Annotated in this window: 9 protein-coding genes and 2 pseudogenes; 6 read left to right on the forward strand and 5 right to left on the reverse strand. The window is 68.7% G+C overall.

The genetic code is table 11. The features are described from left to right. The 3 genes from JWP83_RS05190 to JWP83_RS05200 all read left to right on the forward strand — a co-directional run. On the forward strand, positions 1–327 hold a 327-nt coding region (locus JWP83_RS05190), incomplete at its 5' end, for an MmpS family transport accessory protein (RefSeq protein ID WP_297726773.1). Next, a complete protein-coding gene (locus JWP83_RS05195) occupies positions 327–965 on the forward strand; it encodes a DUF2561 family protein (protein ID WP_297726775.1) in 639 nt (212 codons plus the stop codon). The genes JWP83_RS05190 and JWP83_RS05195, both read left to right, overlap by 1 nt. A 124-nt stretch (positions 966–1,089) precedes the next feature. After that, a complete protein-coding gene (locus JWP83_RS05200; protein ID WP_297726777.1) occupies positions 1,090–1,938 on the forward strand; it encodes a hypothetical protein in 849 nt (282 codons plus the stop codon). Positions 1,939–2,003: 65 nt separating this feature from the next. Here the strand turns inward: JWP83_RS05200 and JWP83_RS05205 are convergent, their stop codons facing one another. From JWP83_RS05205 to JWP83_RS05220, 4 genes are all read right to left on the reverse strand, one after another. Next, positions 2,004–3,662 (reverse strand): cytochrome bc complex cytochrome b subunit, encoded by a 1,659-nt coding sequence (locus JWP83_RS05205; RefSeq protein WP_297726780.1) that lies wholly within the window; start codon positions 3,660–3,662, stop codon positions 2,004–2,006. Then, on the reverse strand, positions 3,659–4,867 hold the full coding sequence (locus JWP83_RS05210) for a ubiquinol-cytochrome c reductase iron-sulfur subunit (protein WP_367185579.1): 1,209 nt from the start codon (positions 4,865–4,867) through the stop codon (positions 3,659–3,661). The genes JWP83_RS05205 and JWP83_RS05210 overlap by 4 nt, the downstream gene beginning before the upstream one ends. Positions 4,868–4,943: 76 nt before the next feature. After that, positions 4,944–5,810, reverse strand: coding sequence for a cytochrome c (locus tag JWP83_RS05215; protein WP_297726784.1), 867 nt, complete (start codon positions 5,808–5,810; stop codon positions 4,944–4,946). A 29-nt stretch (positions 5,811–5,839) separates the two neighbouring features. After that, positions 5,840–6,451 carry a heme-copper oxidase subunit III gene (locus JWP83_RS05220; protein ID WP_297726787.1) on the reverse strand — a complete coding sequence of 204 codons (612 nt, stop codon included), beginning with the start codon at positions 6,449–6,451 and terminating at the stop codon, positions 5,840–5,842. 137 nt (positions 6,452–6,588) lie between these two features. On the opposite strand from JWP83_RS05220, the gene trpD reads away from it, so the two are divergent. Continuing rightward, positions 6,589–7,680 carry an anthranilate phosphoribosyltransferase gene (gene trpD / locus JWP83_RS05225; RefSeq protein WP_297726790.1) on the forward strand — a complete coding sequence of 364 codons (1,092 nt, stop codon included), beginning with the start codon at positions 6,589–6,591 and terminating at the stop codon, positions 7,678–7,680. Here the strand turns inward: trpD and JWP83_RS05230 are convergent. Next, positions 7,618–9,537: pseudogene (locus tag JWP83_RS05230) on the reverse strand (DEDD exonuclease domain-containing protein); the annotation flags it as partial. The gene trpD and the pseudogene JWP83_RS05230 sit on opposite strands and share 63 nt — an antisense overlap. 77 nt (positions 9,538–9,614) lie before the next feature. Here JWP83_RS05230 and JWP83_RS05235 point away from each other — a divergent pair. Both JWP83_RS05235 and JWP83_RS05240 read left to right on the forward strand, forming a co-directional pair. Further along, complete coding sequence (locus JWP83_RS05235) at positions 9,615–9,869, forward strand: hypothetical protein (protein WP_297726792.1); 255 nt, start codon at positions 9,615–9,617, stop codon at positions 9,867–9,869. Between the two features lie 194 nt (positions 9,870–10,063). Next, a pseudogene (locus tag JWP83_RS05240) lies at positions 10,064–10,758 on the forward strand (endopeptidase); the annotation flags it as partial.

The following is a 10,758-nucleotide window of genomic DNA, read 5'->3' on the forward strand; positions in this document are numbered from 1 at the left end:
CCGGCGACCACGACGGCTGCGGCCCCGCCGCCGCCGGCGAGCACGGCCCCGGCCGGCCCGCGTCAGGTGACCTATTCGGTGACCGGCACCAAGGCGCCGGGCGACATCATTTCGGTGACCTACGTCGACGCGTCCGGTCGATCACGCACCCAGCACAACGTGTACATCCCGTGGTCGATGACCGTGACACCGATCTCGACGTCCGACGTCGGATCGGTCCAGGCTTCCAGCCTTTTCCGGGTCAGCAGGCTCAATTGCTCGATCACCACCAGCGACGGAACGGTGCTGTCGTCGAACACCAGCGACGCACCGCAGACGAACTGCTGATGGTCAGCAGGTATTCCGCCTATCGGCGCGGTTCGGACACCATTCCGCCGGACATCATCGATCGCATACTGGTCGGCGCGTGCGCCGTCGTCTGGTTGGTGTTGCTGGGAGTGAGCGTGGCCGCGGCCGTCGCGCTGGTGGATCTGGGCCGGGGCTACCACACGATGGCCGGGGGCTCGCACACCTCGTGGGTGCTGTACGCCGTCATCATCGTTTCCGCGCTGATCATCGCCGGAGCGATCCCCGTGCTGTTGCGGGCCCGCCGCATGGGCCTGATCGAGCCGGCAACCCGGCCGGCGACGGCGCGCGCGCCGAACCGGCCCCCGGTGCGCCTCATGGCGCCCGCGCCGCGCACCGCGGCCGAGCGGGCCCGCCAGCCGAGGGTGCAAGCCGCGGAGCGGCCCGCCGAGTGGTCCGGAGCGGCTGTGGACCGGATTTGGTTGCGCGGCACCGTCCTACTGACCAGCACGATGGGTGCCGCACTGATCGCGGCGGCGGCGGCGACGTACCTGATGGCCGTCGGTCACGACGGCCCGTCCTGGGTGGCCTACGGGCTGGCCGGGGCCATCAGCGCGGCGATGCCGGCAGTCGAATGGCTGCACATCCGCCAGCTGCGCCGCATCGTCGACACCCGCTAGCAGCTCGTTAGCCGCCCGCACTCACGGCCTCGCGACACTTAAACGTGTGCGACGACACGCCGGAACATGTTGCAGCGGTTTAAGTCTCGTGGATCCCTGCGGCGCGGCGCGACGTCTTTCGTTTATGGACGACGTATTCAGAGGCAGCGAGGCGGTGCGCCGGGGGAGGCTGAGCCCGTATCAGCTGCGAACCGAATTCCGGGCGATCTATCCCGACGTATACCTGGCGGATTACGCGGCGCCGTCGCTTCGACGGCGTTCTCACGCGGCCTGGCTGTGGTCGGACCGACGCGGCGTCCTAGCCGGACTTGCGGCAGCAGCGCTGCATGGCGCGGAGTGGATTGACGACGACGAGTCCATCGAGCTGATTTGGCGTAACCCGCATTCCCCCATCGGGGTAATCACCCGTAATCAACGCCTTGAGCCCGACGAGGTCACCCGTGTCGCGGGACTGCCGGTGACCACCGTCGCGCGGACGGCGTTCGACCTGGCACGACAACTGCCCACCGGCGAGGCGGTGGCGCGGCTCGACGCGCTGATGCGCGCGACCCCGTTCGCCGCGGAGGAAGTATTGCTCCTTGCCAAGCGATACCCGGGCACGCGCGGCCTGCGCAGGCTGCGTGCGGCACTTCCCCTTGTGGATCCTGGCGCCGCATCGCCGAAGGAGACGTGGCTGCGCTTGCTGTTGATCGATGCCGGCCTGCCCGTTCCCACCACGCAGATACCGGTCAATGAAAACTGGCGACTGGTCGGCGTGCTCGATATGGGTTGGGAGAAGTACAAGGTGGCGGCCGAGTATGACGGCGACCAACACCGCACCGACCGCCGCCAGTATGTCCGAGACCAGAGGCGGCTGCGCAAGCTTGCAGAACTTGGCTGGATCGTCATCCGAGTGATCGCTGAGGATAGGCCCGAGCACGTCGTGCGACGCGTGCGTGCCGCGCTCCTCCGTCGGGGATGCCGCGAAACTTAAACCGCGGCTACGTTTTTCGGCGTGTCGTGTGCGTGGTGCGAGTGTCGCGAAACTGAGCGGCGCCGCTAGTGCTCGCTGCCGTGCTCGCCGTTCGAACCGACGACGGTGTCCTGGTGTTCGCGCAGCGCGGTCAGGGAGCGTTGCTCGGCGGAGTGCGCCGCCTCGCGCAGCGCGGTGTCCTCGGGCGCCGGATCGGGCAACAAGAAGCTGCCGCTACCCGGTGCGCCGGCCGAGCCCAGCTTGTTCATCCGCTTGGGAAGGGCCGCGCCCTGGTATTCCAGCGGAATCGGGTGGCCGTGGTCGTCGACGGGGCCAAGCGGCTGGTGCAGCTCGATGTAGGCACCTTGCGGCAGCCGCTTGATGATGCCGGTCTCGACGCCGTGCTCGAGCACGTCGCGGTCGCTGCGCTGCAGCCCGATGCACCACCGGTAGGCGATCAAGTAGACGAACGGCGGCAGGATCACCATCCCGATGCGCCCGATCCACGTCGTTGCGTTGAGCGAGATGTGGAACTTGAACGCGATGATGTCGTTCATCGCGGCGAGGGTCAGCACCATGTAGAAGGCGATCGCCATGGCCCCGATCGAGGTGCGCACCGGAACGTCCCGCGGCCGCTGCAGCAAATTGTGGTGCGCGTAGTCGCCGGAGAACCGTTTCTCCAGGAATGGGTAGATGATCAGCAGGATGAAGACCACGCCCATGAGCAGCGCGACCCACACCGCGGCCGGGATGGTGTGGTGCCAGAAGTAAAACTCCCACGGCGGCCAGATACGGGCCAGGCCCTCCGTCCACATCATGTAGAAGTCCGGCTGCGAGCCAGCCGAAACCTGAGATGGCTTGTATGGACCCAGGTTCCAGATCGGGTTGATCTGCAGCAGGCCGCCCATCAGGCCCAGCACGCCGACGATGGCCGCGAAGAACGCGCCGGACTTGACCGCGAAGATCGGCATCACTCGCACGCCGACCACGTTGTGCTCGGTGCGGCCGGGGCCGGGGAACTGGGTGTGCTTCTGGAACCACACCAGCGCCAGGTGAAGCCCGATCAGGGCCAGGATGATCCCCGGCAGCAGCAAAATGTGCAGCGCGTAGAGCCGGGGGATCAGGATGGTGCCGGGGAAGTCGCCGCCGAACAGCGCCCAGTGCAGCCAGGTGCCGATCACCGGCATGCCCAGCGTGATCGACGACAGCGCGGCGCGCAGGCCGATGCCCGACAGCAGGTCGTCGGGCAGCGAATAGCCGAAGTAGCCCTCGAACATGGAAAGGATCAGCAGCAGCGAACCGATGACCCAGTTGGCCTCGCGGGGCCGCCGGAACGCTCCGGTGAAGAAGATGCGCGCCATGTGCACCATGATCGCCGCGGAGAACATCAAGGCGGCCCAGTGGTGGATCTGGCGGACGAACAGACCGCCCCGGACCTCGAACGAGATGTCCAGCGCCGATTGGTAGGCGCGCGACATCTCGACGCCGCGCAGCGGTTGGTAGACGCCGTTGTAGGTGACGTCGACCATGGACGGGTCGAAGAACAGCGTCAGGTACACGCCGGTGATCAGCAGGACGATGAAGCTGTACAACGCGATCTCGCCCAGCAGGAACGACCAGTGGGTGGGGAAGACCTTGTTGAGCTGTCTGCGCACCGCCGCCGCCGGGTGGTAGCGCGTGTCGATGTCCTCGGCTTGGCGGGCCAGGACGTCACCGATCTTCGGGGGACTCAGTTTCGGACTCATGATGTCGTCCTCTCCCAGAATGCCGGACCGACGGGCTCGATGAAGTCACCGTTGGCGACCAGATACCCGTTGGAGTCGATGGTGATCGGCAATTGCGCCAGCGCACGCGCCGCGGGGCCGAATATCGGCTTGGCGAAATGCAGTGCGTCGAACTGCGATTGGTGACACGGGCACAGGATTCGGTAGGACTGCTCCTCATACAGCGATGACGGGCAACCCAGATGCGAGCAGACCTTGGTGTAGGCGAAGAACGCGCCCCAGTTGAAGCTCTCCTGGCCCTGGCGCTTGACCATCCGCGGCAGGTCGGTGGGCCGGATGCGGATCAGCATCACCGGATTGCGGATGCCCATCTTGATCGCGCTCAGCTTCTCGTGTGATTCGGCGGTGGTGCCGTCGCCGTCGGACTCGCGCCACGGGAAGACGGTCTCCATGCCGCCGGCGTCCATGTCCTCGGGGCGCAGCTTCACGAACGGCGCTCCCGAGGGCGAACCGGTGGATCGCGCCAGGAAGATCGTTTCGCCGTGGTAGCGCGGTGTCCAGCCCGACGTCCACAGCTCGGCCTTCATGCCGTCGGCGGTGGGTACGACGGGCTTCCACGGGTTCTTGATCAGGCCGCCGGCAAACGCGACCAGGGTGCCCAGGCCGAACGCGCCCAGCCCTAGCCCCAGCGACAGTCCAACCAGCTTGCGCCGGCCGATCGTCGAACTCTGGTATGCGTCGGCCAGGTTCGCCACGACCGTCTTGCGGTCGATCTCACGCGAGGCGCCGTCATGGCGTTGCTGAATCGAAATCTCTTCGGGGATAAACCTTTTCTGATAGAGCACTGCACCGATCGCGATGCAGAGTACGGACATCCCGAAGGTAAAGCCGTACAACGGGGTGGCCAGCGAGTACAGGAAGTTGCCCGCGGCCTCCCTGGGCCTGTATTCCCACGGCCAGAACAGGAAGACCACCAGCAACGCCAGCCCGAACCCGCCGCCCAGCAAAAGCCAGCGCGCCACGGAGTGCTCGGCGCGCTTCTCGGCCTTGGTGCCCTCGACCGGCCAGCGGGGCTCCTTGAAGACGGTCTCGACGCCGTCGAGCTTGCCGCCCAGCGCCACCAGCTCCTGCTGCGACATCGTGTCCAGCGCCGCCTCGTCGGGCTCGCGCGCGCCGACGCCCTGAGAGGTTCCGCCGGTGTCCGAGCCGCGCACGTCGTCAGTCATTTTCGCGCCGCTCCTCTTTCATCGCTTCGTCCCCCGCAAGCGGGCGGTACCCCCACTGCATCGTCGTCGGCGCGGCTCATGATGATCGCGCCCCAATCCACAGTGCCAGCCCGATGGCGGCCACCATCCCGATGATCCACATGGCCATGCCCTCGGGCGCGGGTCCGAATCCGCCGAGACCGTAGCCGCCCGGCTGCCGTTCTTCGTTGACCGTCTTGACGTAGCCGATGATGTCCTTCTTGGCGTCGAAGGAGAGCTGGCGGTCGGAGAACTTCGGCATGTTCTGGGGGCCGGTCAGCATCGCGGTCAGGATCTGCTGCTCGTTGGCGGGACCCAGGTCGGGCGCGTACTTGCCGGACGACAGTGCCCCGCCCTTTCCGGTGAAGTTGTGGCACGACGAGCAGTTGAGCCGGAACAGGTCGCCGCCGCGGCCCAGGTCGTCGCCGCGCAGCGAGCGCATCGCGATGCTGCCGTCGGGGTTGCGCACGACGGTGGGGCCGCCGCCGTTGGCCTGCACGTAGGCGCCGATCGCGTCGATCTGAGCCTCGTCGAAGATCGGCTCCTTCCGCGGCGCCTGGGCCTCGCCGCGCATGGCGGGCATCCGGCCGGTGGACACCTGGAAGTAGACGGCCGCCTCGCCGACCCCGATCAGGCTCGGCCCGTGGTCGGTCACGCCCTGCAGGTTGGCGCCGTGGCACGACACGCAGGACATGTCGAACAGCTGCTTGCCGTTGCGCAGCAGCGCCGACGACGACTCGTCGGCGACCGCCACCTGCGGGGTGGGGGTCAGCACGGCGGCCAGGCCGCCGGCGACGGTCAGCGCGATCAGCAGCAGTAGGCCGCCCGACAGCCGGCGCCGCAGACGCCGTCGCGAGCGATCACTCTGCCCCTGTCGCGGCTGACCCCGCCGGGCACCGTTTCGGGTAGACCCCAGTTTCTTCAACCGAGCACTCCTGTCCGTCTAGCGCCGGCTCATCGGATGAAATAGATCACGGTGAACAGCGCGATCCAGACGATGTCGACGAAATGCCAGTAGTAGGAGACGACGATGCTGGCCGTCGCCTGCGCCGGCGTGAACTTGCTCATCGCGGTGCGGGCCAGCAGGAAAATGAAGGCGATCAGGCCGCCGGTGACGTGCAGGCCGTGGAAGCCGGTCGCCAGGTAGAACACGGTGCCGTAGGCGCTGCCCGGGATGGTCGTCCCGTGCGACATCAGGTGGTAGTACTCGTACACCTGGCCCAGGACGAAGAACAGGCCCATCAGGAACGTGAGCACATACCAGCGGCGCAGCCCGAAGACGTCGCCGCGCTCGGCCGCGAACACGCCCATCTGACACGTGAACGACGACGCGATCAGCACGAGCGTCACCGGGACGGCCTGGTAGAGGTTCAGCTCGGTCGGCGGCGGGGGCCATTTCCCGCCGGCCTGCGCCCGCGCCGTGAAATACATCGCGAACAGGCCAGCAAAGAACATGAGTTCGCTGGAAAGCCAAACTATGGTGCCGACGGCGACCATGTTGGGCCGGTTCAGCGAATGCACTCGCGACGTGATCGCAGTACCCGAGGTCCCCACAGCGCTGGTCACATCCGCAAGTATGACGCTTTGTAGTTGTCGAACTCTACCCGGGTCGGAAATTTCGCTAATCGGCGTTTCACGCGCCCCGACCGGCGCGCTTCCGGCAACTGTTGGGGGCCGGGTGATCCTCGTGGGACCATCGGCGCGTGACCGCGTCATCCGAAGCCGCGTCCCCCCGGCGTCCTCCCGGGGAAGCGCGGTCGTGGTCGCAGGTCCTCGGCAGCCTGACGGGCGGGCAGGAACTGGCGCGGGGCCAGGCCGGCTGGGCGATGGACCAGATCATGTCCGGCGACGCCAGCCCGGCCCAGATCGCGGCCTTCGCGGTGGCGTTGACGATGAAGGTACCCACCGCGGCCGAGGTGAGGGAGCTGGCCGACGTCATGCTGAGCCACGCCCGCCCGATGCCTTCGAGCGGGATCCCCGAAGACGCCGTCGACATCGTCGGTACGGGCGGCGACGGCGTCAACACAGTCAACCTGTCCACTATGGCGGCGATCGTGGTTGCGGCCGCGGGGGTGCCGGTGGTCAAGCACGGCAACCGGGCGGCGTCGTCGCTGTCGGGGGGCGCCGACACGCTCGAGGCGCTCGGGGTGTGCATCGACTCGGAACCCGACGAGGTCGCGCGCAGCCTCGGCGAAGTCGGGATCGGCTTCTGCTTCGCGCCGCTGTTTCACCCGTCGTATCGGCACACATCCGCGGTGCGCCGCGAGATTGGGGTGCCCACGGTGTTCAATCTCCTTGGGCCGCTTACCAATCCGGCGAGGCCGCGGGCGGGTTTGATCGGCTGCGCGTTCGCGGACCTGGCCGAGGTGATGGCCGGAGTGTTCGCGGCGCGCGGGTCCAGCGTGCTGGTGGTGCACGGGGACGACGGGCTCGACGAGCTGACCACCACCACCACGAGCACGATCTGGCGGGTGCAGGCCGGCACTGTGGACCGGCTGACGTTCGATCCGGCCGGATTCGGGTTCGCCCGGGCCGACCTGCACGACCTGTTGGGCGGTGACGCGCAAGCCAACGCCGCCGAGGCGCGCGCGGTGCTGGGCGGCGCCAAGGGCGCTGTCCGGGACGCCGTCGTGCTCAACGCCGCCGGGGCGATCGTCGCCCACGCCGGCCTATCCAGCCGCGCTGAATGGTTGCCCGCGTGGGAGGACGGGCTGCGCCGCGCCCGCGCGGCCATCGACTCCGGGGCGGCCGAACAGCTGCTCGCGCGATGGGTGCGGTTCGGCCAGCAGCTCTGAATCCCGCGTGGCTTGCTCGCCGGCCAGCCGCGCCGAGCGGGCCAACGCCGCCCACGCCGACCAGGCGCCGGCCGACCGCAGCGGCGAGGCCCATCCCTCGTCTGAGGCGTCCGAGACCCGGACGATGCGCACCCCGGGTGCGGTCAGCCAGCGCGCGATCAGCGCGGTCTCCTCGACGAGCGCGCCGCCGAGCGGGGCCGCCGCTCGGAGGATCGCCTGTGCGCCAGCGTGAATGGCGTCGACCACCGGCATCGGGGGCACCCCGCGTTTGGCCGTGCCGGCCGCCGCGAGCTGGCCGTAGCGGATGACGGCGAGCTGGTAGCCGCCCTGGCCATCGGGTGCGGCGGCGATCAGCTCGGGCAGCGCGGCCAGAGCCCGCAGCCGCTGGCCGCGCCACAGCGTCTCGATGGCGGCGGCGGTGCGGTCGCGCAGCCGCGCGGCGCTCTCGAAGCGACGTTGCTGGGCAAGCAAGGTGACCTGGTGCACGGCGTCGGCCAGGGCGCCGTCGTCGAGCCCGTCGATCAGCGCCGCGACCCGCGCCACGGCCGCCGCGTACTGGGTGGCCGTGACGCCGCGCCGCGCCGGGCAGGGCGACACCTCGGCCTCGGGACAGGCCGGCCCGTGCAAGGCCGAACGTCCGATCCGCGCGGTGCACGTCCGGGCGCCGGTGAACCGCGCCAGCACGGCGGCCGTCTCGGCGGCGTCCGTGCGGGACCGAAACGGGCCGACGGCGCGGTTGTGCCGCGGCGCCCGCACCGCCGCCAGCCGCGGAAACGCCTCATCGGTGAGCGCCAGCCACCACCACCGCTGCGGGAACCTCGATCGCCGGTTGTACGGCGGGGCGTGCGCGGCCAGCATCCGCAGCTCTCGCACGCCGGCCTCCAGCGCATGCGCGCACTCGACGTGGTCGACGGCGCCGGCCAGCGTGACCATCTCCTTCATGCGGCCGCGCGGATCGGCGCCGGTGAAGTACTGGCCCACCCGCCGCCGCAGGTCGACGGCGGTCCCGACGTAGAGCACCTCGCCCGCCGGTCCGCGGAACAGGTAGACCCCGGGCCGGTGCGGAAGGCCTTCCGCGAGCACCTTTTTGCGGCGCTGGGCCGGGGTCACGTCGGGCAGGTACGAGCGCAGGTCCGCGTAGGTGTGCACGCCCTGGTTGCCGACCCGCTCGATGAGGGCGTGCAACACGTCGACGGTGGCGCGGGCGTCGTCGAGGGCGCGGTGGGTCGGCTGGGTGGCCACGGCGAACAGCCGCGCCAGGGCGGCGAGCCGCACGCTGGGGGCTTCCTCGCGACCGAGGACCCGGCGGGCCAGGCGGACCGTGCACAGCACCGGCGGCCGGGGCCAGGGGATTGCGCATCGCTGCGCGGCGGCGCGCAGGAACCCGACGTCGAACCCGGCGTTGTGGGCGACGAGCACCGCACCGCCGGCGAACTCGAAGAACATCGGCAGCACGGCGTCGATGGTCGGGGCGTCGCACACCATCGCCGTGGTGATGCCGGTGAGCTGCACGATTTGGGGCGGGATGCTGCGCTGGGGGTCGACCAGGGTGGCGAACTCGCCGAGCACGACGCCGCCGCGGACCTTGACCGCCCCGATCTCGGTGATGGCATCGCACGGCGCGCCGTCGGCGCTTTTGGTGCGTCCGCCGGTGGTCTCCAGGTCCACCACCACGAAAGTGGTTTCGCGCAAGGGGAGTTCCTCAATGGGGGAGAACCGGGAGGCGGCCGGGTCCCAGCGTGGGCCCAAGTCGGCGAAACTCAGCTGAGTCGCACCGCTCGCACCCATGGCCGCGACGTTAGGCATGTCCACCGACAGCTGCGGGGTTCCCACGCCGGGCGGGACGCACCGGGTCATCGATGTCGGTGCCCACGGTTACCGTTCGGGTGCAGGCGCGACTCAGCGTTCGCAACGCCAGACCGAGAGGGCACCCGATGGCATACGGCAACGGCACAAAGCCACCCGACCCGACCGCCGCCGCCGCCGAGGCGCCGGTGGTGATCGATTGCGACGACTGCGCGGTACGTGGCCCCGGATGTCGCGACTGCGTGGTCAGCGTGTTACTCGGGGTCCCGCAGACGTTGTTGCAGGACGAGCGGGCCGCGCTCGAAGTGCTCGCCGAGGTCGGACTCGCGCCGCGGTTGCGGCTGGTGCCGATTCATCGCGACCGAGGGTCCGGTGTAGCCTAATTGCCTTGTGCGCCAAAAACGCTGGACCATCTTAGGGAATTGCCATCATTCACAAGCTAATGACAGAAATCTATCTGATTTCTTAACGGTCCCGCTTGGACAAACGTCGATATCGTTTCGTAACCTGTTTGAGACCTAAACTCGTCCGACGGCGCTCCGGCAGTGCCAGTCGCAGGCCGTTTAAGGATGCAATTTTGAGCTTCGCTTTTAGGTACCCGTTTGCGCGTGTCATTACACGCTCTGCTCTAGGTACGTTAGCGGGCTTGACCCTCTTCGCGGGGGTTTTTGCCGCGAACTCCGTGGCCGATCCAGCCGAGGACGCGCTGGCCAAACTCAACCAGCTGTCCCGCCAGGCCGAGCAGACCACCGAGGCGATGCACAGCGCCCAGCTCGACCTGAACGACAAGTTGGCGGCCCAGCAGGCGGCGGAGAAGAAGCACACCGGTGACCAGGCCGCCATGGATTCGGCCAAGGCACGCCTGGCCGCCTTCCAAGGCGCTGTCAACAAGCTGGCCGCCGCGCAGTACATGGGCGGCCGCGTCGACGGCATGGAGGCCATGCTGACCGCGGGTTCGCCCCAGGGCCTGATCGACAAGCTGGCCGTGCAGCGGCTGATGGCGACCCAGATGCGCACCCAGATGTCGAATTACCGCGTCGCCGGTGAGCAGGCCGCCAAAGCCGAGCAGGCATCCGCCAAGTCCGCCGCCGACGCGAAGAGCGCGGCCGAACAGGCCGCCGCGGTCCGGGCGAGCCTGCAGTCCAAGCAGAGCCAGTTGCAGGTACAGATCGCCGTCGTCAAGTCGCAGTACGTGTCCCTGACGCCGGAGCAGCGCACCGCGCTCGCCGACCCCGGGCAGGCCCCGGCGGCCGCCCCGGCGCCCGGCGCACC

The organism is Mycobacterium sp., from assembly GCF_025965855.1.
In the GTDB taxonomy this organism is placed as follows: Bacteria; Actinomycetota; Actinomycetes; order Mycobacteriales; family Mycobacteriaceae; genus Mycobacterium.